The sequence below is a fragment of the Pseudoalteromonas sp. GCY genome, from assembly GCF_016695175.1.
Taxonomy (GTDB): Bacteria; Pseudomonadota; Gammaproteobacteria; order Enterobacterales; family Alteromonadaceae; genus Pseudoalteromonas.
Genome location: NZ_CP068023.1, coordinates 3,281,591 through 3,305,980, shown reverse-complemented (window position 1 = coordinate 3,305,980; position 24,390 = coordinate 3,281,591). Strand labels below are relative to the sequence as shown.

Annotated in this window: 20 protein-coding genes; 10 read left to right on the top strand and 10 right to left on the bottom strand. The window is 43.3% G+C overall.

The window, feature by feature from the left end; all coding sequences use genetic code 11:
- Positions 1-45: 45 nt before the first annotated feature.
- Positions 46-1,011 (bottom strand): YihY/virulence factor BrkB family protein, encoded by a 966-nt coding sequence (locus JJQ94_RS20155; RefSeq protein WP_099030497.1) that lies wholly within the window; start codon positions 1,009-1,011, stop codon positions 46-48.
- Positions 1,012-1,145: 134 nt separating this feature from the next.
- Between JJQ94_RS20155 and JJQ94_RS20150 the strand changes: the two genes are divergently transcribed.
- The 4 genes from JJQ94_RS20150 to JJQ94_RS20135 all read left to right on the top strand — a co-directional run bounded on the left by JJQ94_RS20150 (position 1,146) and on the right by JJQ94_RS20135 (position 5,744).
- Positions 1,146-2,264, top strand: coding sequence for a mechanosensitive ion channel family protein (locus JJQ94_RS20150; protein ID WP_099030498.1), 1,119 nt, complete (start codon positions 1,146-1,148; stop codon positions 2,262-2,264).
- Positions 2,265-2,451: 187 nt separating this feature from the next.
- Positions 2,452-3,363, top strand: coding sequence for a citrulline utilization hydrolase CtlX (gene ctlX / locus JJQ94_RS20145; RefSeq protein WP_099030530.1), 912 nt, complete (start codon positions 2,452-2,454; stop codon positions 3,361-3,363).
- A gap of 82 nt (positions 3,364-3,445) precedes the next feature.
- Positions 3,446-4,876 carry an alanine/glycine:cation symporter family protein gene (locus JJQ94_RS20140; protein WP_099030499.1) on the top strand — a complete coding sequence of 477 codons (1,431 nt, stop codon included), beginning with the start codon at positions 3,446-3,448 and terminating at the stop codon, positions 4,874-4,876.
- Positions 4,877-5,081: 205 nt separating this feature from the next.
- Positions 5,082-5,744 carry an outer membrane beta-barrel protein gene (locus JJQ94_RS20135; protein WP_099030500.1) on the top strand — a complete coding sequence of 221 codons (663 nt, stop codon included), beginning with the start codon at positions 5,082-5,084 and terminating at the stop codon, positions 5,742-5,744.
- A 150-nt stretch (positions 5,745-5,894) separates the two neighbouring features.
- On the opposite strand, the gene JJQ94_RS20130 is transcribed toward JJQ94_RS20135, so the two are convergent.
- On the bottom strand, positions 5,895-6,632 hold the full coding sequence (locus tag JJQ94_RS20130) for a TIGR04211 family SH3 domain-containing protein (RefSeq protein WP_039493911.1): 738 nt from the start codon (positions 6,630-6,632) through the stop codon (positions 5,895-5,897).
- A gap of 172 nt (positions 6,633-6,804) precedes the next feature.
- Between JJQ94_RS20130 and JJQ94_RS20125 the strand changes: the two genes are divergently transcribed.
- Together JJQ94_RS20125 and JJQ94_RS20120 are read left to right on the top strand one after the other, a co-directional pair.
- Positions 6,805-8,325, top strand: coding sequence for a CYTH and CHAD domain-containing protein (locus tag JJQ94_RS20125; protein WP_099030501.1), 1,521 nt, complete (start codon positions 6,805-6,807; stop codon positions 8,323-8,325).
- A 110-nt stretch (positions 8,326-8,435) separates the two neighbouring features.
- A complete protein-coding gene (locus tag JJQ94_RS20120) occupies positions 8,436-9,281 on the top strand; it encodes an HDOD domain-containing protein (protein ID WP_099030502.1) in 846 nt (281 codons plus the stop codon).
- A 65-nt stretch (positions 9,282-9,346) separates the two neighbouring features.
- Here JJQ94_RS20120 and metK read toward each other — a convergent pair whose 3' ends face one another.
- A complete protein-coding gene (gene metK, locus JJQ94_RS20115) occupies positions 9,347-10,498 on the bottom strand; it encodes a methionine adenosyltransferase (RefSeq protein ID WP_099030503.1) in 1,152 nt (383 codons plus the stop codon).
- Between the two features lie 260 nt (positions 10,499-10,758).
- Between metK and tkt the strand changes: the two genes are divergently transcribed.
- Positions 10,759-12,753, top strand: a complete 1,995-nt coding sequence (gene tkt / locus JJQ94_RS20110) for a transketolase (protein ID WP_099030504.1) — start codon at positions 10,759-10,761, stop codon at positions 12,751-12,753.
- A gap of 112 nt (positions 12,754-12,865) precedes the next feature.
- On the opposite strand, the gene JJQ94_RS20105 is transcribed toward tkt, so the two are convergent.
- The 7 genes from JJQ94_RS20105 to lptD all read right to left on the bottom strand — a co-directional run bounded on the left by JJQ94_RS20105 (position 12,866) and on the right by lptD (position 21,741).
- A complete protein-coding gene (locus JJQ94_RS20105) occupies positions 12,866-14,881 on the bottom strand; it encodes a methyl-accepting chemotaxis protein (RefSeq protein ID WP_099030505.1) in 2,016 nt (671 codons plus the stop codon).
- A 234-nt stretch (positions 14,882-15,115) separates the two neighbouring features.
- Positions 15,116-15,913 (bottom strand): symmetrical bis(5'-nucleosyl)-tetraphosphatase, encoded by a 798-nt coding sequence (locus JJQ94_RS20100; protein ID WP_099030506.1) that lies wholly within the window; start codon positions 15,911-15,913, stop codon positions 15,116-15,118.
- 99 nt (positions 15,914-16,012) lie between these two features.
- Positions 16,013-16,402 (bottom strand): Co2+/Mg2+ efflux protein ApaG, encoded by a 390-nt coding sequence (gene apaG / locus JJQ94_RS20095; RefSeq protein ID WP_010374721.1) that lies wholly within the window; start codon positions 16,400-16,402, stop codon positions 16,013-16,015.
- Positions 16,386-17,192 carry a 16S rRNA (adenine(1518)-N(6)/adenine(1519)-N(6))-dimethyltransferase RsmA gene (gene rsmA, locus JJQ94_RS20090; protein ID WP_099030507.1) on the bottom strand — a complete coding sequence of 269 codons (807 nt, stop codon included), beginning with the start codon at positions 17,190-17,192 and terminating at the stop codon, positions 16,386-16,388. The genes apaG and rsmA overlap by 17 nt, the downstream gene beginning before the upstream one ends.
- Entirely contained in the window at positions 17,189-18,181 is a 993-nt protein-coding gene (pdxA, locus tag JJQ94_RS20085; protein ID WP_099030508.1) for a 4-hydroxythreonine-4-phosphate dehydrogenase PdxA, read from the bottom strand. The genes rsmA and pdxA overlap by 4 nt, the downstream gene beginning before the upstream one ends.
- Before the next feature lie 5 nt (positions 18,182-18,186).
- Positions 18,187-19,479, bottom strand: coding sequence for a peptidylprolyl isomerase SurA (gene surA, locus JJQ94_RS20080; protein WP_099030509.1), 1,293 nt, complete (start codon positions 19,477-19,479; stop codon positions 18,187-18,189).
- A 15-nt stretch (positions 19,480-19,494) separates the two neighbouring features.
- Complete coding sequence (gene lptD / locus JJQ94_RS20075; protein ID WP_069023559.1) at positions 19,495-21,741, bottom strand: LPS assembly protein LptD; 2,247 nt, start codon at positions 21,739-21,741, stop codon at positions 19,495-19,497.
- A gap of 112 nt (positions 21,742-21,853) precedes the next feature.
- On the opposite strand from lptD, the gene JJQ94_RS20070 reads away from it, so the two are divergent.
- The 3 genes from JJQ94_RS20070 to djlA are packed head-to-tail and all read left to right on the top strand — an operon-like array spanning position 21,854 to position 24,385.
- A complete protein-coding gene (locus JJQ94_RS20070; protein ID WP_099030510.1) occupies positions 21,854-22,849 on the top strand; it encodes an aminoglycoside phosphotransferase family protein in 996 nt (331 codons plus the stop codon).
- An 8-nt stretch (positions 22,850-22,857) separates the two neighbouring features.
- Positions 22,858-23,550: an N-acetylmuramate alpha-1-phosphate uridylyltransferase MurU gene (murU, locus tag JJQ94_RS20065; RefSeq protein ID WP_099030511.1), complete on the top strand. Its 693-nt coding sequence runs from the start codon at positions 22,858-22,860 to the stop codon at positions 23,548-23,550.
- Complete coding sequence (gene djlA, locus JJQ94_RS20060) at positions 23,540-24,385, top strand: co-chaperone DjlA (RefSeq protein WP_099030512.1); 846 nt, start codon at positions 23,540-23,542, stop codon at positions 24,383-24,385. Before murU ends, djlA begins: the two co-directional genes overlap by 11 nt.
- The last annotated feature ends 5 nt before the right edge of the window (positions 24,386-24,390 follow it).

Genomic DNA, 24,390 nt, shown 5'->3' with positions numbered 1-24,390 from the left:
CGAATTTGCTTCCTTTTTTATGTCTACAATCCATTCCACGCATCGTTATTGCTTTTCTTGACGTTGTCTTGTCGTTAAATTATCAGCCACAAATGCGCCTCGTTGTCCTCTCTCTTTCTCAGGGCCAACGGTACTATCTTTTAAAGTTTGTAGTTCAGTACTGGCATTTAGTGCGGCACCAAAAATAATGATGTATGCGCTTAAGTATAACCACATCATCATAATGACAACGCCTCCCAATGAGCCATAAGTTTCATTGTAAGAAGCGAATTGCGCGACATAATATGAAAATCCCAATGACGCCAAGATCCATAAACTGGTTGCGGTAAACGAACCGAGTGTTATCCAGCGCCATTTTGCGGCTCTGCGGTGAGGTGCATAACGATAAACAAACGCCAAAGAAAAGTGAAATAGCGTTGCTAAAATAGACCAAGTGATTAGCTGGATTATCGAATCGAGTGCTGTGGTAAATCCTACGAGGTTAAGCACAATCGGTAAAATTCCGATAATAGACAACGCCACAATCGCGACGAAAATCGCCCCCATAGAAAACAAAAAGCGTACCACTAGCGCTTGCAAAAACTGCCTTTTATTGTGCTCATGATAAGTAATGTTACAGGCTGTAATAAGTGCTTGGCAGCCTTTACTGCTGCTCCATATTGTTAAAAAGAGGGTAAAAATAGCACCTAGACTTAGGCTTGCCTGCGATTTTTGAGTGAGCGCTTTGAGTTGTTGTAACATAATTTCTTGACTGGATGGTGGTAAGAGATCAATGAGCGGCAGTAGCTGATCAACCATTTCTGCAGGAGAAGAAAAATAGGCATAGATAGAAACAACGGCCGCTAACGCGGGAAATATTGCCAACAGGGCATAAAATGCCACCCCAGCGGCAACCAAGGATAAATTATCTTGGGATAAGCTGTGATATAGCCGTTTACTGACATCCCACCAACCGAGTGCTGGAATATCACTTGGTCTGTCTGCATTAAAGCCATGTTTATGAGCTGCCATTGGTTTTTCCTAAATCAATTCTGAGCCTGTTGAGCTAAAGTGATATACAGCAAAAGGTCTGCCAATCTTGCTTGGCGTTATATTTGCTACTAATCAACTCGTGATCTTGTCAATAAAAAACTGAAGAGTGCAATATGGAAATCAATAATCTTATTAAAAATCAAATGATTAATATGATTCAGACGGCAGCTTCTCGCGAAGCGACTGAAGCCGTGAGCACATCAGATACGCTAAGTTTAAGCGCACAGGTTGTGCACTTTTTACAAACCGCATGGCAATTATTACCTGCTCTGGCGTTGGGGGTTGTGGTTATTGTGCTTTGTTATTATTTAGCACGGCCAATCTCTTATCTTTTGATTAAACCCATAGGTTATGTCAGTAAAAGTCGATTATTGCATTTAGTCACTCGCCGTTTTATCAGCGTGTTAGTCATATTCTTTGGTATTTATATCTTTTTGCGTTTGGCAGGGTTGAGTGAGTTTGCCATCGCAGTAATGAGTGGCACCGGACTTGTCGGTCTTATTCTTGGGTTTGCGTTTCGTGATATCGCCGAGAACTTTATTTCGAGTATGTTACTTAGTGTCCAACGCCCGTTTAGAATTGATGACGTTATTGAAGTGGATAACCGTTTAGGTATCGTTAAAAAGGTCACCGCCCGCGCAACAACCTTAGTTGATTATGATGGCAATCACATTCAAATACCCAATGCTACCGTCTACAAGAATGTGATTAAAAACTTTACTGCCAATCCAAAAACACGTGGACACTTTAAGATAGGTATTGGTTATGACAACGATATTCGCCTGACGCAGCAAATTGCAATTGACTTACTTAAAGAACAAAGCGCGGTTTTAAACGACCCGCCACCTCAGGTTCTACTTGAAGCATTAGGTTCCGCGACTATCAATCTTACCTTTTATTTTTGGGTCAATAGCGAACAACATAGCCCGATAAAAGTGGCGTCTCAACTCATGCGAGAAACCGTTAATTGCTTTACAGAACACGGTATAAGCATGCCTGACGATGCTAGAGAGCGGATAATCATAGCTGCAAATACTGAAACACAAGGAACAACCAAAGAAGCGACTAGTAATTTGAGTAGTAGTAGTAGTGGAACGCCTGTGAAACAAAAGAATAAAACCACAACAAGTGCAGTAGATGCGGATATTGACGATGTGAGTAGCGATGCGGATGAGATCAGAGAACAAGCAGAGCGCGCTCGAAGCCCAGAAGAAGGGGACAATATTATTTAGCAGCAAAATAGGTTAAGTGTTGAAAGGTGTTATGGTTGATTTTGGCGTGCTCTATTTGTGTAATTCACTTGGTAAAATTGATAGAAAATTACACGAATTGTATAAGATTTTGGCATTTAAATCGTCTTATGGTGTGGTTACACTGATATTGTGTAAGACAACGCCCAAATCAAATAATGAGTGCAGTATGACAACAATATTTCAAGCACCACGAGCGGTGGTGATGATCCGCCCACACCATTTCACTTCGAATCCGCAAACCATGCAAGATAACGCGTTTCAGCAAGCTTGCAGTGAAAACAATCCTAACAACAGAGCCTATGTTGAGGTCAGTAACGCCGTGCAAGCGTTAGAATTGGCTGGTGTGAAAGTGCACTTATTTGAAGATACCTCCACAGACACGCCAGACTCGGTCTTTCCAAATAATTGGTTTTCGACTCATAGCGATGGTCAATTAACTATTTATCCTATGTATGCCTTGAATCGACGATTGGAGATCCGTCGCGATATTATCGATTTTCTGAGTGCCCACTATCGGGTGGCAAACATCAATGATTATAGTCATCTAACTGCTGAAGAAATATTCCTTGAAGGCACCGGCTCTATGGTTATCGATCATCAAGCAAAAGTGGCCTATGCGGTAGAATCCAAGCGCACCAACGCCGTGTTAGTTAACCAAGTTTGCGAGCAGTTGGGACTACAGGCAGAGATATTTAATGCCTATGATAAGAATGAAGTGTCTGTTTATCACACCAATGTCTTAATGTGTGTCGCCACCGATTTCGCCATGATATGCCTAGATATGGTGCCAGAATATCAGCGGGCACAGCTTATTAATCGTTTTACGCGAAGCGGCCACACCCTGATTGCGCTATCTTATCAGCAGGCCCAACATTTTTGCGGCAACGCGATTGAGCTACAAGGCAGTATGGGACGCATACTCGCGCTTTCCACAACGGCTTATCAGGCGTTGCTGCCCGAGCAAATTGCTGTCATTGAAAAGTCAGCTAAGCTAGTTGCTATCGATATACCGACAATTGAAGCCGCAGGTGGCTCGGTGCGTTGTATGATTGCTGGAGTCCATTTAAATAACCGTTAAATAATACTAGGGCCTGTTTATCTTTTAAGAAGGTCAACAGGCCCTAGATAAACGGCAAATAATAATAAATCAGGAACCGCCTATGTTTGAAAGTGCAGTTAAGAGTATCAATGGGCTCTTGTGGGGAGAAGGTCAGATACTTATTTATATCCTGCTATTTGCAGGGTTTTGGTTCACTATTCTTTTGCGAGGGATACAAGTTGTAAAGTTTCGCCATATGTTTAGCCTGTTACGAGGCAGCAGTCAGGGTGATGACAATACAATCAGTTCATTTCAAGCGTTATGTACTGGGTTATCAGCTCGAGTTGGAACCGGTAACCTAGCAGGTGTTGCGGTTGCAATTTCTCTTGGTGGCAGTGGTGCGATATTTTGGATGTGGATGATAGCCATTTTGGGGATGGCGGCAGGCTTTGCCGAAAGTGTGCTTGGGCAAGTCTATAAAGTGCGAGATAGCCAAGGTGAGTTTAGAGGTGGTCCTGCTTATTATATTCACATGGGATTGGGAAGTCGGGCGTTTGCAGTATGCTTCGCCTTTTGCTTGTTTTTGGGATATGGATTTACCTTTAGCGCGATGCAAACCAATACCATCACCGATGCGCTCAATAATGCGTTTGATATTCCAACCTTATATTCAGGTATTGTGATCACAGTCCTTGCAGGCTCTATTATTCTTGGTGGCTTCAAAGCGATTGCGCGATTTGCTGAAAAGGTAGTGCCAGTAATGGGATTAGTCTTTGTCCTTGCAGCCATTATTATTACCGTGATGAATTACTCGCAAGTCCCAGCCATGATCAAAGATATTTTGCTTTCGGCTTTTGGCTTGCAAGAAGCGGGCGCTGGCGCACTTGGCGCAGCTATCAAAAATGGTATTCAGCGCGGGCTCTATTCTAACGAGGCAGGAGCGGGTAGTGTGCCGCACGCATCGGCAAGTGCGTCGCCAATTCCCAATCACCCCGTGACCCAAGGTTATATCCAAATGCTAGGTGTATTCTTTGATACCATCGTTTTGTGTAGTTGTACGGCCGTGATCATTTTATTGGCAGATATAGATATTGGCAGTGAGATGGAAGGCATACGGCTAACGCAATCTGCGATGACCGCGCATTTAGCAACTGGGGGCGTTTACTTTGTCGCGGCGGCGATCACTTTATTTGCTTTCACCTCTGTAGTGGCTAATTACGCCTATGCTGAAAGTAACTTACACTTATTCCATTTGGACAATAAAGTTGGCCGTTCAATTTACACCGCATGCTACTTGTCTATGATGTTGTGGGGCGCTTCGGCAACGCTAAAACAGGTATGGGATCTTGCCGACATCGCATTGGGTTTAATGACGGTGGTGAATGTTATTGCCATCGTGCGTCTTACTCCCACTATCTTGGCGGTTACGGCTGATTATCATCTGCAAAGAGCAAAAGGGAAAGAACCTGTATTCGAAGTCGATAAGGTCAAAGTGCAAGGAGTTACTGAGTCTGGCATTTGGGGTAATATTAATGCGAAGAATTCAGCCTAATATGTTTTAGATGGAATAAATAAAGGCCGAATTTTTCCGGCCTTTATTTATTCTTGATATTTTTAAGTTAAAAAGTATCGCCAAATTTTCAATTATACACCTTGTTTAAATTTTTTATATTCAGTGTATACTTCCGCCCGCTTTTCACTTCAATATTTCAAACTAAATATTGCTTCCTTTTTAATCTTTAAACACTGATGTGATAATGAAAAAACAATTATTTGGACTGGCAGTACTATCGTTGCCTATGTACGCGAAGGCTGATATTGCCATATTTTCAGAAGTACTTCTTGGTAAAGCCAATAATGAATTTTATGCCGAGCAAGATTCTGATTTAGGATATAAGCGTGTGTCATCCGCTAATTCTGATTCATGGGGGCTGAGGCTCGGTGTTGGGCTTACAGATCATTTAGCACTTGAAATCGCACAGCATTTTCATGGAGAGTCACTAGCTGAATATTCCGTTCACGTTTCTAATACACTCCCTAGAAGCTATCAAAACCCATATGACCACTCATATAAAGTCAGGTTTCCTATTGATACTGAATCTCTGAGGTTGGGGATTAAGGGAGAGATTGAGGTGTCTACCAATATTAATGCAAATATAAGAGTTGGAATGGCACATTGGCAATACAAAGATGTGATCCCTGCACAATTGGTTCCTACAGATAAAACTCGATCAGGTGATAGCGGTAATGATATTTATACCTCGATAGGTGTTGAGTATCGACTAACAGATAATCTCTATGTTGGTTTGGAATACTCTCTTTTGAATATTAAAGAATCAAAAGAATATGACTACACAGGCGTAGTTCAATATGAACATAATTTACACGATGTATCCGTGTTACTTGGTTGGGATTTTTAATACTCTGGTATTCGTAGTAGAGAAAGGTTATTTTCAAGAACTATATTTAGAATGGGGCGAATTGAGCAATTCCCCCCATCAATTTTGACAATAGAGTTTAGATCAACCGTTAGTGACGAAGTTATCTAACCTCAATAGGTATATAACCCATTACCAGCCGTCGTAACGCTTTCTACGAGATAAAAATAGCGTCAGGATCACACCGATAATAATGCCACTGATCCCGATGATGCCACCGTAAGTGAGCAACTGGTGTTGTTCTTTTTGGACTTTTTGCTGTTGTGCTAAACGCTCATCTTGTAGCTGCTTTTCAAGCCCTGAAATAGTGTCTTGAAGTGAAGCATTTTCCGCTAGCAAATTGGTATTGTTTTGCTGCAGCATTGGAAGCTGCTGCTGGGCATCGTTCAGCGCCTCTTGGGTTTCCACCAAGGTTTGGTTAACCGTTTCTAATTGTTGCTTTAAACCCGGTTCCGTGGTGACAAATTTACTTTCTACCCAACCTTCTCTTGCTTTGTCGTCTTTAATTTGGACAAACTCGTCATTAGCGCCACTCAAAATAGTGATTGGCGTACCAGCATCAACAGAACCTAAAATTCGATAATTTTTACTTGGACCTGTGTGCATGAAAATAAAAAGATTGTCACTAATATAGCCGTTTGGTGTTGCCGCGTTTACTGTGCTATTTTCGTCTGGCTCTTCGGCAAAGCTTACAAAGCTGGTGAAGAGCAGGCTCGCAATGATAAATTGCTTAAAGTTGAACATGCGTGGGCCTTTTATTCTTTGGGTCGTAAAGTTTACAAAATAGTAGGGATTTCGCGGCCTAATAGCAAGGCTTTGTTTATTTTGAATGGCGCGAAATAATTGATTACATAATGAAAATTGCAGCATTTAGCGCAATGATTCGGTGTTATTAATCCGTTGACGTTCAGCGAAATTCGCCTGACTATCTATTGATTTAGCGCATATTTGGTGGACTTCTCATCGGATAAAAAGATTGCAAACTTTGTCTCCTTTGTATATTTTTATCCTCCCTTAGACAAATAGGTAAAACACTGCCCTAATGGACACTGAAATAGAACTGAAATTTTTGGTTTCAGATAATGAAGTTCCGCTGATCCCTGCACTCATCACACAGTTTGCAAAAACGGTCACTAACAAGCCTGCTAAAAACTTAACTAACGCCTACTTTGACACGCCAAATCGTGAATTGCGTGCGCTAGATATCGGCCTAAGAACGCGTTGTTGCAATGATGAATGCGAGCAAACGATTAAGCTTGCGGGAGAAGTTGTAGGAGGGTTACATCAACGACCTGAGTACAATTTACCTATTCAGTCAGGACGTCCTGACTTGTTAGCGTTTGACGCGAATATTTGGCCTCACGGCATGCAACTTGAGTCTATCGCAGAAAACATATTCCCGATTTTCAGTACGAACTTTATTCGTCGCACTTGGTTAATCGAAACGGACTCAGGAACCAAAATCGAAGTCGTATTGGATAAAGGGGAAATAGCAGCTCAAGGGAAGATGGAGCCAATCAATGAGCTTGAAATTGAGCTGATTGAGGGAAACAAAGAAGATCTTTTCTTATTAGCCGATCACCTAATTAAACAAGCTGGTATGCGTTTGGGATTATACTCAAAGGCCGCTAGAGGATATCGCATCGCCGATGATAAGCCTTTAAAACCAAATAAGTTTATAGGCTTTGTACCGCTAAAATCTCAGGTAACACAAGAGCAAGCGCTAATTGCGACGGTAAGTTATGGTATTCAGTTCGTCCAGAAGCACGAGCAGTGCTATTTTAATAAGCCAAGTCTCAAGACGTTAAAGCGCGTTATTGATGGGGTTTCACTTATTCGTCATGCGTTTTGGTTGTTCGATGACATCGTTGATAAAAGCTCGACTGAGAGTATTCGCAACGAGTTAAAATGGTTGTTGTCAGAACTTGCTTGGGTTGAAAATGCAATTCATTTAAAAACCTATACCTCAAAGCGCCATGCTTATCATAAGAAACTTAATCAGTTTCCTGAATTGGCGCAGGTCATTACCGATTTGCAAGATGTTCAGCCGACACCGACGGACATTGAAGATTTATTTCATTGCACCCGTTATAACCGTTTGATCCTTTCACTTACTCGCTGGCTTGTTGATCGAGCGTGGCGTAAAAACTGGGATCAAAAAGCGCTGAGTGCAGCAGAGCTATCCGTCACAGAAATCGCAAGCCAATTATTTGATAAAGACTGGCAAGAACTTAAAAACTTGCTTCCACAGGATAAGTCTCTTTCTGAAAGAGATTATTTACATGTGAGAATAAAGTTAGAAAACACGCTACTAAGTGGTAACTGTTTGGGCAAGCTTTACGATAAAGAAGCGCGTAAAGCGTTTAGAACGCCGTGGATTGATATCGTTTATGGTATTTATGAGCTAGAAACACTGGCGTATTTATATCAGCTCTGCCAAAGCCAAAATTCAGACGAGCTACAAGAAGTGCAAGCATGGCTTAAGCAAAAATCTGACTTTTTGATCAGTGCCATGGAGCAAAGTCGACAATCTTCCGTGCATAGCGAACCATATTGGTTCTAATCAGATTAAGCGGGATTTTATCCCGCTTTTTTGTACCACTTCATTACAATCAATACTGCAAATATCAGGCGATGAACTAAACTTGGATGTATCAATTTTGAGGTAGCCCAATGATCGATATTGACGATAAAGTGCTGAATGATTTGCGCGGCGGGTTCAACTTACCTGCTAAGCCTGAAATATTGCAAGCCTTACAAAATGAGTTATCACAACCTGAACCTGATTTATTTAGCGTGGCAGGTATTATTGCGGCTGATGTTGGTGCATCAGCTGCGGTATTAAAGGTAATTAATTCACCTGCTTATGGCCTTGCCCGTACCATCACAGACATTAAACAAGCCGTGATGTTTTTGGGTGTCACCTGTATTACTCAGCTAGTGACAGGGTATTTGCTTAAAAACGCATTTGAGCAGTCAAAGTGCTGCATTTCATTGCAGCAGTTTTGGGATAACGCTGCCGATATTTCAAAAGCGGCAATGGTAGTTGGCCATTATCTAAAAGCGTCATTACCGATGGAGAATTTGCAGCTGCTCGGTTTGTTTCACGATGCCGGGATCCCTGCGATGGCCGTAAAATATCCTGATTATGCTGAAGTAATAAAGCAGTCTATAGAGCGACCAGAGCAAACGTTGATTTACTATGAGCAGCAAAAGTATCCAGTGCCTCACACTGTGATAGGCTACTTTCTTGCGACGTCTTGGCACTTACCCAAAGAAATATGTCAGATGATTTTGCGCCACCATGACGTTAGCTATCTTGAAGAACAAAAAAATGCGCAACATGTGCAAACTTTTGCGGCACTTAAACTGGCTGAAAACCTCTGCTTTGAAGCAAAGCACTTTAGAAGCGCAGCTGATTGGTACCAATTTAAAGATAAGGTGATGATTGAGCTTAATCTGCATGAAGATGAGTATCAAAACTTAAAAGATGATGTCGACGAAGTATTCATCGGATAGGACGATTATTCTTGAGCATTAAAAAAGGCGCACTAGGCGCCTTTTTTACTTTTTGCAGCAGGAGATTATAGGCCTGCAGCTGCACGTAGTGCGTCAGCTTTATCTGTTGCTTCCCAAGGGAACTCTTCACGACCAAAATGGCCGTAAGCAGCTGTAGGCTGATATATAGGGCGCTCAAGGTCTAGCATAGTGATTAGACCGTAAGGACGTAGGTCGAAGTGTTCACGGATAAGTTCGATTAAACGTGTCTCTTCTAGTTTACCTGTACCAAATGTTTCTACACTGATAGAGGTTGGCTCTGCAACGCCGATTGCGTAAGACACTTGGATCTCACACTTGTCAGCAAGGCCAGCTGCAACGATGTTCTTTGCAACGTAACGCGCTGCGTAAGCTGCAGAACGGTCAACTTTTGATGGATCTTTACCAGAGAATGCGCCACCACCGTGACGAGCCATACCGCCGTATGTATCTACGATGATTTTACGACCAGTTAGACCACAGTCACCCATAGGACCACCGATAACGAAACGACCTGTTGGGTTGATGAAGAACTTAGTTGCTTCAGTGATAAGCTCTGCAGGCAGTGTAGGCTTGATGATAGTTTCCATCACCGCTTCTACAAGGTCAGCTTGTGATACAGAATCACAGTGCTGTGTAGATAATACGACTGCGTCGATACCTACCGCTTTACCGTTTTCGTACGCGAATGTTACCTGAGACTTAGCGTCTGGACGCAACCAAGGTAGCGTGCCGTCTTTACGAACTTGCGCTTGGCGCTGAACTAGACGGTGTGAGTAAGTGATAGGAGCAGGCATAAGTACGTCAGTTTCGTTACATGCGTAACCAAACATTAGGCCTTGGTCACCAGCACCTTGTTCTTCTGGACGAGAACGGTCAACACCTTGGTTTATATCAGGTGATTGCTTACCAATTGTGTTAAGGATTGCACATGAATCAGCGTCAAAGCCCATGTCAGAGTGTGTGTAACCAATTTCACGCACGGTCTTACGAGTTAATTCCTCGATATCAACCCAAGCGCTAGTCGTGATTTCACCACCAACCATAACCATACCGGTTTTAACGTAAGTTTCACACGCAACACGTGCTTTTGGATCTTGCTCAAGGATGGCATCTAGAACCGCATCAGAGATCTGATCGGCGATTTTATCTGGATGACCCTCAGAAACAGATTCAGAAGTAAATAAATGTTTAGCCATTGTATTTATGCTCACAAATATTGCGCTTCACAAACATCAGGGACAGCGCGAAAAATTAAGGGGCGTATTCTAACCAAAAAACCTAGGCATTGACTAGTTATTTTACGCCTAGACGTCCAAAATTGTGCAAACTTTTTTAATGGTCGGAAAAAGTCCGTCTGTACCCGTTTTTTTATGGCCTTTGCCGTTGCAGTTAGCCATATAAATAAGTAAGAATGGGCTCAAACCCCCGCGAAACACATTTAAAGGTAGGAGAATTCATGCCATCTCGCAAAGAACTTGCTAATGCAATTCGCGTTCTTTCCATGGACGCTGTACAAAAGGCCAAGTCTGGCCACCCAGGAGCCCCTATGGGCATGGCGGACATCGCAGAAGTACTTTGGCGCGATTTTTTAAAGCACAACCCAAGTAATCCTGAGTGGTTCGACAGAGATCGCTTCGTATTATCAAACGGTCACGGCTCGATGTTAATTTATTCACTGTTGCATTTGTCGGGTTATGACTTATCAATTGATGACATCAAAAACTTCCGTCAGCTACACTCAAAAACACCAGGTCACCCAGAGTATGGTTATGCGCCAGGTATTGAAACGACTACAGGCCCATTAGGTCAGGGTATTACTAATGCGGTAGGTATGGCGATTGCTGAAAAAGCATTGGCTGCACAGTTTAACCGTGAAGATTACGACATCGTTAATCACTATACCTATGCATTCTTAGGTGATGGCTGTTTGATGGAAGGTATCTCACACGAAGCTTGTTCACTTGCGGGTACCCTTGGTCTTGGCAAACTGATTGCATTTTGGGATGACAACGGTATTTCAATCGACGGTGAAGTTGAAGGTTGGTTTAGCGACGATACACCAAAACGCTTTGAGTCTTATGGCTGGCATGTTATCGTCGGTGTTGATGGTCACGATAGCGATGCGATTAAGGCGGCAATCGAAGCGGCGCAAGCAGAGTCTGACAAGCCAACCCTTATTTGTTGTAAAACGGTTATCGGTTATGGTTCACCAAACAAGTCAGGTAGCCATGATTGTCACGGTGCACCGCTAGGTGATGATGAAATCAAAGCTGCACGTGAATTCCTTGGTTGGGAACACGGCGCATTTGAAATACCAGAAGATGTGTACGCGAAATGGGACGCAACAGCACGTGGTCAAAATCAACAAAGTGACTGGTTGATTAAGTTCACTGAATACCAAATGCATTATCCTGAGCTTGCTGCTGAATTTGAGCGTCGCATGAAAGGCGAGCTTCCAGCAGACTGGTCTGAGAAAACAGAAGCCTATATCGCAGAGCTTCAAGCGAATCCTGCAAACCCAGCAACTCGTAAAGCATCACAAAATGCATTGAATGCTTATGGCCCAATTCTACCTGAGTTTATGGGTGGCTCTGCTGACCTTGCGGGTTCTAACTTAACACTTTGGGACCAATCTAAAGGCTTAACGGCAGAAGATGCTGCGGGTAACTATATTTTCTACGGTGTGCGTGAATTTGGTATGTCTGCCATCATGAATGGTATTGCGCTACACAGAGGCTTTATCCCTTACGGTGCGACATTCCTAATGTTTATGGAGTACGCGCGTAATGCCGTACGTATGGCTGCATTGATGAAGCAAAGAAGCATCTTTGTGTATACTCATGATTCAATCGGTCTTGGTGAAGATGGTCCAACACACCAGCCAGTAGAACAAATGGCGAACTTACGTACTACGCCAAACCTTGCGAGCTGGCGTCCATGTGACCAAGTTGAGTCAGCAGTTGCTTGGCAGCAAGCGGTTGAACGCGCTGATGGCCCATCTGCACTTGTATTTACCCGTCAAGGTCTTGCACAGCAGCCACGTACGGCTGAGCAAGTTGCAGCAATTAAACAAGGTGGTTATGTACTATCTTGTGACGGTGAGCCTGAAATCATCCTTATTGCCACAGGCTCTGAAGTGCAACTTGCGGTTGAGTCTGCGGATAAGCTTCGTGCAGAAGGTAAAAAGGTACGTGTTGTTTCTATGCCTTCGACTGACATTTTTGATGCGCAATCTCCAGCATACAAAGAAAGCGTACTACCAAGCTCAGTAACGCGTCGCGTCGCTATCGAAGCGGGTATTGAGGACTTTTGGTACAAATATGTAGGCCTAAATGGTGCTATCGTTGGTATGACAACGTTTGGTGAGTCAGCGCCTGCTGATGAGCTATTCAAGCTATTTGGCTTTACGGTAGAAAATATCGTTGAGAAGGCAAACGCATTGTTTGCATAATCAAAGAAAAGAAACAAAAAACCCATGCCATGCATGGGTTTTTTTATGCTTAGCGGTTTTGCTAAACCTAAAGCTTTGAGAGTGCTTCCTGCTCAAAGCTCAGGTTAGATAGCTAAACCTTAAACTGTTCTACCGATAACCGTAACTCTTCGGCGAGTTTAGCAACCTCAGAACTAGAGATTGAGGTTTGGCTCGCGCCTTCAGCCGTTTGCTCTGCGATTGTTACAATCGATTCTAAACGTTCACTAATTTCCTGTGCTACTTGCTGTTGCTCATTCGCCGCGTTTGCAATCTCTTCACTCACATCATGAGCCTGAGAAACGGCTGCAGTGATAGAGTTTAGTGCTTCATTAGCAAGGTCGCTCTGAGTTACGCACGACTCCGCCTGCTGTTTGCCTTTCGACATCGCGCCTACCGCTTCTTCGGCACCAGCTTGTAAGGATTCAATCATTGCTTGAATTTCTTGAGTTGACTCTTGAGTCTTACTTGCAAGCGAGCGCACTTCGTCTGCCACTACCGCGAAGCCACGACCCTGTTCACCAGCACGCGCAGCTTCGATTGCAGCGTTTAGCGCAAGGAGGTTAGTTTGCTCGGCAATGCCACGGATAACATCCAAAATACTGCCTATCGAAGCGCTGTCTTGGTGTAGTTTGTTAATCACGCGAGAGGCTTCATCCACTTCTCTTGCGAGTTGCTCAATAGTGTGTTTGTTCTCATGTGAGATACCTTTAACACGCTCAGCTTCTTTATCAGCATTTTTAATTTCTTGTAATGCTTGATGCGCGCTGTTGCTTACACCGTGAGACGTACTACTCATCTCAGTTGTAGCGGTAGCAGCTTGCTCTACTTGTGCTTGCTGATTCTTGATTGCTTGGCTTGACTCTGTTGTGATAGTCGATGTTTCTTCGGACGCTGCAGCAAGCTGTGTTGACCGAGAAATAATGCCAGTGATAAGTTCACGTAAGCTAGAGATAAGGGTGTTACAACTTCTAGATAATTCACCAAACTCATCTTTTGCGGTGTCATCTAAGCGCTGTGTCATATCGCCACTGGCGACGATGTTTAAAACTCGATTCACTTCCGATAGTGGTTTTGTGATACGGCTAACGGTAATGTAAGCTACGCCGACTGCCATTAAAGTAGCCACTATCATACCAATCCAAGTCCATAAGTTTGCAGTGCCTACATCGGCACGCACGCCTTGTTGTAAGTTAAAGGCGACTTGACTTGCTTCAGAGAGTAAATCATCTAGCTGAGATAGAGCGGCTTTTGTGGTTTTTTCTGCATCGGCTAGCTCTTTACGTGTTTCGGCTAATGCGTTGATCAAGCGTTTTTGATTTTCCGCGATACTGTTGCTGCCGCTGACCGCACCTTTTAAGTTGGTGTAATAGCCTTCGAGATCAGTAAATAAACTGCTATCAAGCGCGCTAACGGGGCCACGCATTAAATCAATATTACGACCTAGCTCTTCAACGAGGTAGCTTTGATCTCTACTTACGATTTCCAGTGTATTAATGTCTTCAACGGTGACAATATCGTTGGCACTGGTTACCACAGAAGAAAAGTTATTTTCTAAGTTATTTGCAGCTTGAAAAGCACGTTTGTCAGCATCTTCTAAGCCATCCAAATCAATGATATCAACCGTCACCATAGTCGCGTCTTCTGCGGCAACATCAATAGTTGATAACTGCTCTTTTAATTTGTCCCGTAACGAAAGCTCAGTTGTTTTCTCGTTTACCAAGCTGTTCATTGCTTTCACGAAAGCATCGTAACTTTTGCCAACATCACGACTGCTTGAGGCCAGTTTATTATTAGCGGCAACGACCTGCTGCAGCTCTGAATAGGTTTTGTCAAAGATCTTCTGGCGCTCTGCAAATTGCTGTTTGAGCGCCGCCAGTTCAGTTTCTGAACGCGCATAAAAACTTCCCTGAGCCATTTTGCTCATTAAAGTAAACTCTACTTGCAGTGCAGAGCTTTTAGAGAGTGCTGGTAAAGACAGGTTATTAACCTGTTGAGTTGAGTTGTCAATGTTCGCAATTCTTAATAAAGAATTGCCCCCGATAAGAAGAAGCAACAAGGTGATGGTAATAAAACCACCCCAAATACGTTGGCTAACAGTCAAATTCATAGCTGTCCTACAAAATTTACAAAGCAATACGGATACTTATCGGATTTATTGCGGATAAGTTAAGTATTTTATAGCAGATGTGACAAAAAATTTCAGTAAAAAAGGTCGGATTACAAAAAATAGCAGCTCAACGGATAAAAAGTATAAGCTTCACGTTTTCTTCGAGTGTAGCTTAGTTTAATAAAAGTTAAAGTAAGTGCTTACCTTAACGTTGATTTAGGGCTGTTAAAGAGGTTAGCTATGCTGGTACTTTTCGCCACTGTCGATATTTATCATCGTCATAGGGCCTCCCCACACGCAGCCAGTGTCTAAGGCAATAATATTTTTCTTGTTGGTTTCGCCTTCCAAAGCAGCCCAGTGGCCGAAGAGCAGGGTAGTGTTGGCTGGTGTTTGGCTGAGCTCAAACCATGGGGTGAGACCTGCCGCATCTGTTAGGCCAGACTTGTTCTTAAGATCCAGTTCGCCACTTTGTTTTAGAAAGCGCATTCGAGTGAAGACGTTAACAATGGCTTTAAACTTATCTTGTTCACTGAGCTTGTCGAGATCAAGCCCTGGGTGAGCGCCGTACATATTTGCGTAAAACTCAGGGGCTTTTGTTGATTGATAAATGCCTTCGGCAAAGCGTGCATATTCTAGCGCTTGCGTAATATTCCAGCTTGGATGAATACCTGCATGAGAAATAAAAGTTTGCTGCGTTTCAAGCCAAATAGCGAGGGGTTGTGCACGCAACAAGTCAGCATATTTCTGGCATTTAGGACTGGCAAAAACCGCGTCTAATTTATCTTTTGGGTTCGGAGCGACTCCCAAAGCTAGACATGCTAAAAAGTGGAGATCGTGATTGCCAAGTGTAATGCTAATAGAGCCTGCGTGTTGGTATAGAAACTCTAGGCAAGCAAGTGAGTCAGGTCCTCTGGCGATGATGTCACCGACAAAGTATAAATGGTCTTGGCTTGGGTTAAAGTTGACTTGATCGAGTAGCCCGATGAGTGGAGTGAAGCAGCCTTGCAAGTCTCCAATTGCGTATTTTGCCATCTATTACCTGTGGTTTTTTATAACTCAATGTTTTTATTCTGATGTCTAGCACGTATGAGGAACGCGGGGTAAACCCGCTTCCGCAAAATAAAAACGGTATCAATGCAAAATATTTGGACAGGAGAGTCTAAATACATTGATTGGCGCTTTAAACTCGGTGCCAAACTCATTACGCATTAAATAATACCCTTCCATCGTACCAACTGGGGTATCGAGCACCGCGCCGCTGGTGTACTGATAGCTCTCGCCAGGGCGAATAGTGGGCTGCTCACCGACAACACCATCCCCTTCGACTTCGGTCTCTTTGCCATTAGCATCGGTAATGAGCCAATAACGACTATGTAGCTTAGCGTTACATAAGCTATGGTTTTTGATGGTAATTGTGTAGGCAAACACATATTTGTCCTTTTCAGGCTGTGATTGCGCTTCAACGTAAAAGGTCTCTACCGATACTTTGATCGGTGAGCCAATATTAGTTTGAGTTGTCATATATCCAATTTGCAATTTCAATAAACTGGTTAAGCGACAGGTTTTCAGCGCGAAGCGTAGGGTCGATACCCAAGTTTTGCAGCTGCTCTTCGGTTAACAGGTTCGATAAGCTATTTCTTAGTGTCTTACGACGTTGGTTGAACGCTTCTAAGCAAACAGTATTCAAAAGTTTAGTGCTTTTAGCTGTACGTTGTGACGGATCTTTTGGGATCAATCGAACAACGGCCGAGTCAACTTTTGGTGCTGGTTTAAAGCAATGTGGTGGCACTTCAATCACAGGAATAGCGTGACAATAGTACTGCGTCATTACGCTTAAGCGACCAAAGGCCTTGCTGCCAGGGCCAGCAACCATACGGTTAACTACTTCTTTTTGCAGCATAAAGTGCATATGCTCGACCTGATCGGCAAATTCAAATAAGTGAAATAGCAAAGGGGTTGATACGTTGTAAGGTAAGTTACCAAAGATCTTCAGTTTTTCCCCTTCTTTGATTAAAGAAGAGAAGTCAAACTTCATCGCGTCACCTTGGTGAACCGTTAATTTAGGTCCCAAGAATGGATGATGGATCAAGCGCTCGGCAAGATCTTTATCGAGTTCTACAACGGTTAGGTGACCACTTAAATCACAAACAGGCTCAGTGATAGCACCTAAACCAGGACCGATTTCAACCAGATTGTCTTCAGGTTTTGGGTCGATAGCAGTTACTATCTTGTCGATAATATTGTTGTCATTTAAGAAGTTTTGACCAAAGCGTTTTCGCGCTCTGTGTCCGAGATGTACTTTATCTGTCATGCATTCTGTGCTTTTTTGGTTGCGAGCTTAATTGCTTCGCGGATCGCTAATTCAAAACTACCCACTTCAACATCACCAGAGCCAGCTAAATCAAGCGCTGTACCGTGATCAACCGATGTGCGAACAAAGGGTAATCCTAGGGTGATGTTTACTGAGTTTCCAAAACCTTTATATTTTAACACAGGTAAGCCCTGATCGTGATACATTGCAAGCACTGCATCAGCATTATCTAAATATTTAGCTTGGAAAAGGGTGTCAGCTGGCAGCGGTCCAACCAAGTTCATGCCTTGTTTATTCAGCATTTCCAGTGTTGGTTCAATAGTTTCTATTTCTTCACGACCAAGGTGTCCACTTTCTCCGGCATGCGGGTTTAATCCACAAACTAATACTCTTGGTTGTTCAATACCAAACTTGGTTTGTAGGTCGTGATGTAAAATATGTATGACTTTGCTGAGACGCTCAGGCGTAATCGCCTTTGATACATACGCTAGCGGGATATGCGTAGTAACTAGCGCCACACGCAGCCCTTCGGTTGCGAGTAGCATTACGACATCAGCGGTATCAGACTGCTGTGCAAAGTACTCAGTATGGCCACTAAACGAGATCCCAGCTTGGTTAATAATGCCTTTATGAACTGGGCCCGTGACAACCGCTGCAAATGTTCCATCCATATTCTTTTCAGAGGCAATGCGCAAGGTTTCGAGCACATAATGGCCATTGGCTTCATCTAATTGACCAGCGACCACTTCAGCACCTTTGTCTACTTGAAGGTAGTAAATGGCACCTGCAGGTGCCGCTTCAGGCGCAGCATCACTGTCAAACGGCAGTAACTTGATTTGCTCACCAAGTTCTTTGGCGCGTTTTTCTATAATACTTTTATCAGCCACCGCAACTAACTGAGCAGGCCATGTATGCTGAGCCAGTTTGATAACAAGATCGGGGCCAATACCTGCAGGCTCACCCGGTGTAATTGCGATTCTGAGTGTCATAGCCGTTATTCCGCTTCGATAATTTCAATATGCGCTTGGTCACGCATTTCTTTAATCCATTTAAAGCTTTCTTCTTTAAATTTACGGTTAAATAGCAGACGGTGTGCGCGATTTAACTTGGCTTGTTCTGTTTTATCGGCTACGCGTTTATCTAGCAGTTGTACAATGTGCCAGCCAAATGTACTTCTAAATGGTTCACTGATCTGATCTTTTTCTAGCGACAACAGAGTGTCTCTAAACGCTGGTACGTATGTAGTCGGATCTGTCCAATCGTACTCACCGCCTTTAAGTGCAGAGCCCGGATCTTCAGAATATTCTTTAGCCAGCGTAGCAAAGTCAGCGGTACCTGCGCGCAAGTCTTTTACAAAGCCTGTTAGCATCGAGCGTGCTTTTTCTTCACTTAGGATAATAGACGGTTTGATTAAGATATGACGTGAACGCACCTCAACGGTTTCAACGACTTCACGACCACGAATATCTTGTACTTTTAGAATGTGGAAACCCGCGCCTGAACGCAGTGGACCAACGATGTCGTCTTTTTTCGCACCTTTAATGGCCTCAGCGAACAAGGTTGGCATTTCGTTAATTCCCATCCAGCCTAATTGACCACCATCTAGCGCTTTTGAGCCGCTTGAAGAGGCAATTGCGATGCGCTTGAACTCTTTACCTTCGTTCAAAAACTTAATCACGTTATCAGCGCGTTCACGAGCGTCTTCAATTTCTTCTGGAGTTGCTTTGTTTGGGATCTTAATCAAGATATGGCCGATATCATACTCTTCCGAGTTACCCGTTTGCTCACTCAAGATCTTTTGCAGGTTAGTCACCTCTTGAGGGCTAATATAAATACGGCGGTCAACACTTGCACGGCGCACTTGGCTTGTGGTTATTTCTTTACGGATCTCTTCTCGATATGCCTGAAAGCTTTCGCCACTCGCTTCAACTGAGCGACGCAAGTCAGCGATAGTACCGCCTTGATCTTGGGCAATATTTGCAATGGTCTGGTCTAATTGAGCATCTGAAATTTGCATACCCATGCGATCACCCAGTTGCAACATTAAAGATTGCTCGATGAGTTTATCGATGGCTTGTAAGCGTAATGTTTTATCGCTAGGAAGCTCGGTACCTTGCTGCTCAGCCTGTTCTTTAACCCGATTTATTATTTGATCGACTTCGCTTTGTAAAATTACACCATCATTAACCGTGGCAACAACAGTATCTAGCTTTACACGCTCAGCATGTGCTTGAGTAAACAGGCCTGCACTTAATGAGGCCACTAATAACAACTTTTTTAAATTCATACGGCTTTCTAAATTCTATTTATTCAAAAAATACGGTCTACGGTAACCAAAAATACCCTGTTGAAGGAGTTTACTCGCATCACCACTGCTTTGGCTTCCAAGCCCTGTAAGGACAAATTTCAGGCTGAAGCCAGAATCAAACACTGCTTCATCATTTGTAAGTGTTTGGTTTAAGTTTGTTTCAATTTGACGATTCGCAGTCACCTGAATAGCCCAACAACAAGACTGATATTGAACACCAACAAAGGATTCAACACTTCTATTTGCCGTCATATCTCGGTGATAGCTTGCTACAAATTGCCAGTTATCGTCAATTGGTAAACTTGTAAAGAGACCGACTTGGTCAATTTCATAGTCTGAGACATCATTAACGTAACGATGGTTCAATTGCACTAACTGCTTGTCGTCTCCTTTATAGTCCAAAGTAAAGTGAGACTGCACTAACTCTTTGCTATCCACATCATATTGCACCCCACCTGAGAGGTACCAGCGCTTATGCCAATGTAACATGGATTCAGCGGCAAATAGTGCATTATAGTTGGTATCATCAGTAAATAGCTGTTCAGAAGGCTTTACAGATGACTCAAGATAAATGATCTGACCTGCACTGAAGTTAAAGCGTTCGACATTACTGCTATCGAATACACGCGTGGTTGCACCTACGGTGAATTGATTGGCTTCTGCAATACGGTCATAACCTGAGTAACGGCGTGCTCTAAACAGACCAATAAAGTCATCTTGTAACTTAGCGGTATCGTACCAACCAATTTGGCTTTGCTCTCTGTGAGGTGTGTAAAGGTACTGAATTTGTGGCTCAAGCGTTTGCGTACCTTGTTCAAAAAAGAACTCGGTACTGCGTTCAAAATTCAGTTGTCCATGTACCCGTAAACTTGGCAATGTACGCGTGACAGACTCCTCATACTCTGTATCAGGCACATCTATATTCTGTTCATAACGCGTGTGAAGTAGGCGTGCCTCGGAGGTAAATGACCAAGCGTAGTCGCTGCGTGAAAAAGACACGCGAGGTTCTAGATGTAATCGCGATGCCTCTGAGATTGGCAAAGCATCATTTTGAAAATAGGCAAACTCACCTTCAAAGTCCCAATCAAGGCCGACAAGTTCATAACTGTCACGTGTACGGAAGCTAATTTGCGGTAGTGCAGTGTAGGATTCTCTGTGATCACCCAACACTTCAAAATCTTGCAACTTTAAGTCGACTAACCAGTCTTCACCAAGGTAACTTAGACTGCCGGTGCGATATAACTGAGTGTCAGTTTCATTGGCGTATTCGGATGTTAAGTCAGTGAGATAGTTATCGTCGCTCACATTTGTGACATCAACAAATGCACGCCATTTATCACTTAAATAACTTTTTTGTTGCCAATGCACTAAATAGCGATCGTCTAGCTGCGGCTCTGAATCATCTTTACTGAGATATTCCACCCCAATTTTACCTTGATGTTGTTCAGTTAAATATCTGAACTCGGTAATAAGCTGAAATCCTTTATTGGCCATGTATCTTGGCGTTAAGGTCGCGTCGTAGTTGGGGGCTAGGTTGAGATAATAAGGGGTGATCAGCTCCAAACCAAACTTATTTGAGCTGGAAATTGTCGGCGTCAGCAAGCCAGATTTGCGTCTATCATCGATTGGAAACGTAAAATAGGGTAAATAGATAATGGGCGTGTCCATAATTTTGAACACCGTATTATAGGTCTCACCCCAACCGTCTTCTCGAGAAAGTACAATACTACTTGCCTCGATACTCCAAAATGGGTCATCAGCAGGACATGTGGTAAAGCTGGAGTTGTCGAGTGAAATTTTGCTGCCCGAGGCATGCAACTTCTCTGCACCGCCGCGGCCCTGTTGGTCTGTTAATTCATATTCAGCACCAAGCAAGCTCACGGTGTTAGCATTTAAATCCGCGAATAGCCCATTACTGTGAACTTTGGTAAATTGGTCACGATAGAGTAGTGGTCCAGAAGCGCTGAGCAGGCCTTCTTTTTTATCGATTAGCGCACGTCTAGCTTCTAAGCTCATGGTTTCAGTGTTAATCACCACATTACCCGAAAACTCAGCACTATCAGTACCTTGTAGTTCTAAGTCATCGGCAACGATATCAATGGCATGTTTGGGCAGCGAGGCTAACGGCTTCCAGTTTTCTGGCTGCATATAGTCTTTACATTGTGCGGCGACAATGTTCGTATTAGCAAAAGCTGTAGAATGAATCGCGGATAATACAGCCAAGCCCCAAATTTTGCGCATTTAATAACCTATTAGCTGAGCATTTAATAATAAGCTCATCATGATAAATGAAAACTGTCGGAAATACAGTAGCATTTAAATATTTACAAGTAGAAGGTGTAATAGTTAATCCATGAATAGTAAAAACCAGCGCGTCGAGTTTATACAGCAAGCAATACATAGCGACGATTTTACGTGTGAGGCTATCACCTCGGATGCCAGTTTCCGGTGCTACTATCGCGTCAAACAACAAACGATGTCGTGGATCTTAATGGAGACACCGGTCGATAAACTCGATAATGCCCCTTTTATTGGTTTAAATACGGTGTTTGCAGAGCAAGGCCTCAATGTGCCACAAATCCTTGCAAATAGTGAAGATCAAGGGCTATTACTGTTACAAGATTTAGGTTCTGAGCATTTGGCCGATAGGTTGGTATTACCTTCTCGGCTAGAGGATTATCGTGCGTTGATAGCGCTTATTCCAGAAATAGCCAAAACACCAAAGAGTGAATGGATGAAGCCCTATGATGCTGATTTCGTTGATATGGAACTTAATATCTTTTACGAGTGGCTTGTAACAAAATGGCTTGGCTTAACACCCACCGAATATCAACAAGTGCAGTGGCATAATGTGAAGTTGAAACTCGTTGATGCGATGACTCGCCAGCCGCAGGTTACGATGCATCGAGATTTTCATAGTCGCAACCTGATATGTCATCAGTCTCAGTGGTATCTCATTGATTATCAGGATGCGGTACAAGGACCTGTCACTTATGATGCGGTTTCGCTGTTGCGAGATTGTTATACTCGCCTTGATGCACATGAGTTTACTGAGCTTCAGCAACATAGCTTTGATTGCTTAAAAGCGGCAAATTTATTAGGCGATATGGATTTTAGCACCTATCAACATTACTTTGACTTAACGGGGATGCAAAGACACCTTAAAGCTGCCGGGATTTTTACTCGCCTATTGCAGCGAGACGGCAAAGGCGGGTACTTAGAAAATATTTTGCCAACGTTACGCTACCTTGTTGAAGTAGCGAATAAGTATAAAGAATTTCAGTGGCTTGCAAGCTGGCTGGAGAATGACATAATGCCTCAAGCTCAGGCCAAATTAAGCACAAAATAGAAGTAACAATGAAAGCGATAATTTTATCTGCTGGTCGTGGTAAACGCATGATGCCACTGACCGCGAACCAACCAAAACCTATGCTTAACGTCGCAGGAAAACCACTACTTGAGCATCATATCGAGCGTTTAAAAGCGGCTGGGATCTGCGATATCGTGATAAATCTTGCATGGCAAGGTCAGGTGATAAAAGACTATTTCGGCAATGGTAGTCACTTCGGTGTCAATATTGAATACAGTGATGAACCTGAAGGTGGATTGGAAACCGCAGGTGGAATCATTCAAGCATTGCCGATGTTATGTGAACAGGATGACAGCTTTATTGTACTCAATGGCGATATTTTTACGGACTATGATGTCAGCAGTCTAGTGCAGTTACAGCTCGGCAGCACAGCAGAGGGCCATTGCGAGGCGCACATTGTGTTGGTAGAAAATCCCGAACATAATCCTGAAGGCGATTTTTGCCTTGCCCATCAGCCGCTCAATCAGCAAAAGTATACCTTGTCCGGCATTGGTAAATATCACCAAAGTTTTTTTACTGAGCTTAGGGCTGGCTTTCTAAAACTAGGGCCGTTGCTGCGCAGTGGGCTTGAGCAGCATAAAGTTTCTACTGAACTGTATTTGGGCGCATGGGACGACATCGGCACGCCAGAGCGACTAAAAATGATCAATGACAAGTTAGGGTATAGCGATGTGGGGTAAATTATTAGGCACAATTTTCGGCTTTTTATTTGGTCGTTGGTTAGGCGCTATTTTAGGTTTTTATCTCGGCCATTTATTTGATAAAAGTTTGCGTCAGGATTTTGATAAAGTCGGTGGCTTTCAAGGTTTCATGAAAGGTGAAGATCTGCATGAGCGCCAAGCCTTGTTCTTTTCCAGCTGTTTTTCTGTTATGGGACATATCGCGAAGTCTAATGGTCGAGTCAGCGAAATCCACATTCAAGCCGCGTCTGCATTTATGAGTGAAATGGGCTTGCAGGGTGAAGAGCGAAAAGAAGCGCAACATGCGTTTACCGCGGGTAAAAGCAGTGACTTTTCGATAAAAGAAGCGGTTACCGATTTTAAAGAAGCTTTTGCTAGACGCTATGACTTGAGGCAGTTGTTTTTAGAAATTCAAATTCAAATGGCATTTTGTGATGGTCATGTGTCTGATGCGGAGAAAGCCTTACTTAAACAGGTGAGCAAGTATTTGGGATTCGCAGAAACCCACTTTTTGTTCCTGCTAAAGCGCTACCAAGCAGAGTTTGAGTTTCGTCGCTCTCAGGCGTCGGGGAGATCGCAACATCAACACCAGCAACATGGCGGCCGTCAACCGGCACCACAAGATAACGGCTTAAACCGTGCTAAAGCGTTGGCTGTACTGGGATTGAATGAAGGGGCGAATGAACGTGAAATCAAAAAAGCATACCGCAAACTGATGTCGCAGCATCACCCTGACAAATTGGTGTCTCAGGGATTACCTAAGCATATGATGGAAGTGGCAAAGCGCAAAAGCCAAGATATTCAGTCTGCCTATGAATATTTAAAAAAGAGCTAACCTGA

Excerpts from the sequence above, each read along its gene's own strand:
- JJQ94_RS20155 (WP_099030497.1), bottom strand. The coding sequence starts at position 1,011 with ATGGCAGCTCATAAACATGGCTTTAATGCAGACAGACCAAGTGATATT.
- JJQ94_RS20150 (WP_099030498.1), top strand. The coding sequence starts at position 1,146 with ATGGAAATCAATAATCTTATTAAAAATCAAATGATTAATATGATTCAG.
- ctlX (WP_099030530.1), top strand. The coding sequence starts at position 2,452 with ATGACAACAATATTTCAAGCACCACGAGCGGTGGTGATGATCCGCCCA.
- JJQ94_RS20140 (WP_099030499.1), top strand. The coding sequence starts at position 3,446 with ATGTTTGAAAGTGCAGTTAAGAGTATCAATGGGCTCTTGTGGGGAGAA.
- JJQ94_RS20135 (WP_099030500.1), top strand. The coding sequence starts at position 5,082 with ATGAAAAAACAATTATTTGGACTGGCAGTACTATCGTTGCCTATGTAC.
- JJQ94_RS20130 (WP_039493911.1), bottom strand. The coding sequence starts at position 6,632 with ATGCTGCAATTTTCATTATGTAATCAATTATTTCGCGCCATTCAAAAT.
- JJQ94_RS20125 (WP_099030501.1), top strand. The coding sequence starts at position 6,805 with ATGGACACTGAAATAGAACTGAAATTTTTGGTTTCAGATAATGAAGTT.
- JJQ94_RS20120 (WP_099030502.1), top strand. The coding sequence starts at position 8,436 with ATGATCGATATTGACGATAAAGTGCTGAATGATTTGCGCGGCGGGTTC.
- metK (WP_099030503.1), bottom strand. The coding sequence starts at position 10,498 with ATGGCTAAACATTTATTTACTTCTGAATCTGTTTCTGAGGGTCATCCA.
- tkt (WP_099030504.1), top strand. The coding sequence starts at position 10,759 with ATGCCATCTCGCAAAGAACTTGCTAATGCAATTCGCGTTCTTTCCATG.
- JJQ94_RS20105 (WP_099030505.1), bottom strand. The coding sequence starts at position 14,881 with ATGAATTTGACTGTTAGCCAACGTATTTGGGGTGGTTTTATTACCATC.
- JJQ94_RS20100 (WP_099030506.1), bottom strand. The coding sequence starts at position 15,913 with ATGGCAAAATACGCAATTGGAGACTTGCAAGGCTGCTTCACTCCACTC.
- apaG (WP_010374721.1), bottom strand. The coding sequence starts at position 16,402 with ATGACAACTCAAACTAATATTGGCTCACCGATCAAAGTATCGGTAGAG.
- rsmA (WP_099030507.1), bottom strand. The coding sequence starts at position 17,192 with ATGACAGATAAAGTACATCTCGGACACAGAGCGCGAAAACGCTTTGGT.
- pdxA (WP_099030508.1), bottom strand. The coding sequence starts at position 18,181 with ATGACACTCAGAATCGCAATTACACCGGGTGAGCCTGCAGGTATTGGC.
- surA (WP_099030509.1), bottom strand. The coding sequence starts at position 19,479 with ATGAATTTAAAAAAGTTGTTATTAGTGGCCTCATTAAGTGCAGGCCTG.
- lptD (WP_069023559.1), bottom strand. The coding sequence starts at position 21,741 with ATGCGCAAAATTTGGGGCTTGGCTGTATTATCCGCGATTCATTCTACA.
- JJQ94_RS20070 (WP_099030510.1), top strand. The coding sequence starts at position 21,854 with ATGAATAGTAAAAACCAGCGCGTCGAGTTTATACAGCAAGCAATACAT.
- murU (WP_099030511.1), top strand. The coding sequence starts at position 22,858 with ATGAAAGCGATAATTTTATCTGCTGGTCGTGGTAAACGCATGATGCCA.
- djlA (WP_099030512.1), top strand. The coding sequence starts at position 23,540 with ATGTGGGGTAAATTATTAGGCACAATTTTCGGCTTTTTATTTGGTCGT.